We start from the raw sequence: 1,172 nt of genomic DNA on the forward strand, positions 1-1,172 counted from the left end.
CGACGCCACCCTCGGCCTCTCCGGCTCCACCGCGCCGCAGCCGCCGGCCCTCTCCCCGGCCGCGCCCGCGCCGGCCCGCGGCGAGGCCGCCCTCCCGCGCGTCGCCAACAGCTATCCGGCGCTCGAACGCGAGGGCGACCAGGCCGAGCTGGAAGCGGCCCTGGCCGAACTCTCCCGGATGGTCGGCCTGGAGCCGGTCAAGCGGCAGGTCCGGGCGCTCTCCGCGCAGCTGCGGATGGCCCGGCTGCGGGCCGAACAGGGCCTGCCGGTCCAGCCGCCCAAGCGGCACTTCGTCTTCTCCGGCCCCTCCGGAACCGGCAAGACCACCGTCGCGCGGATCCTCGGCCGGGTCTTCCACGCCCTCGGCCTGCTCTCCGGCGACCATCTGGTGGAGGCCCAACGAGCCGACCTGGTCGGCGAGTTCCTCGGCCAGACGGCGGTCAAGGCGAACGAGCTCATCGACTCCGCGCTGGACGGCGTGCTCTTCATCGACGAGGCCTACAGCCTCTCCAACTCCGGCTACAGCAAGGGCGACGCGTACGGCGACGAGGCGCTCCAGGTGCTGCTCAAGCGCGCCGAGGACAACCGGGACCGGCTGGTGGTGATCCTGGCCGGCTACCCGGAGGGCATGAACCGGCTGCTGTCCACCAATCCCGGCCTCAACTCCCGCTTCACCACCCGGGTCGACTTCCCCAGCTACCGCCCCGGCGAGCTGACCGCGATCGGCGCCGCGCTCGCCGGGCAGGACGGCGACGGCTGGGACGAGGACGCCGCCGAGGAACTGGCCTCGATCTGCACCCACGTGGTCCGCGAGGGCTGGATCGACGAGCTCGGCAACGGCCGGTTCATCCGCACCCTGTACGAGAAGTCCTGCGCCTACCGGGATTTGCGGCTCACCCTGCTGCGCGAGCCGCCCGGCCGGGAGGACCTCGCCACGCTGCGGCTGCCGGACCTCGTGCAGGCCTACGGCGAGCTGATCGACGGCCGGGGCTAGGGCCATGTAGCCCCGGCCCAGGCGGGTGCGGGCGCCGTCAGCCGGCCAGCGCCTTGGCCTCCTTCTCCGGGTCCAGGCCGACGGTCGGCCGGTCCGGGCGCCGCGGGGCGACGCCGCCGATCGAGCGCAGCCACGCCCAGGTGTCGGCCACCGTCTCGGCCGCCGGCCGGCAGCGCAG

General features: G+C 74.4%; 1 protein-coding gene and 1 pseudogene. One reads left to right on the top strand and one right to left on the bottom strand.

The features are described from left to right. Positions 1 to 994 (top strand): AAA family ATPase (locus ABD308_RS09770; RefSeq protein ID WP_344330933.1); only part of this gene is annotated, 994 nt, incomplete at its 5' end. A 37-nt stretch (positions 995 to 1,031) separates the two neighbouring features. Here the strand turns inward: ABD308_RS09770 and ABD308_RS09775 are convergent. Continuing rightward, a pseudogene (locus ABD308_RS09775) lies at positions 1,032 to 1,172 on the bottom strand (reductase); the annotation flags it as partial.

Origin of the sequence: Kitasatospora putterlickiae (genome assembly GCF_039527695.1) — a bacterium.
Classification (GTDB): Bacteria; Actinomycetota; Actinomycetes; order Streptomycetales; family Streptomycetaceae; genus Kitasatospora; species Kitasatospora putterlickiae.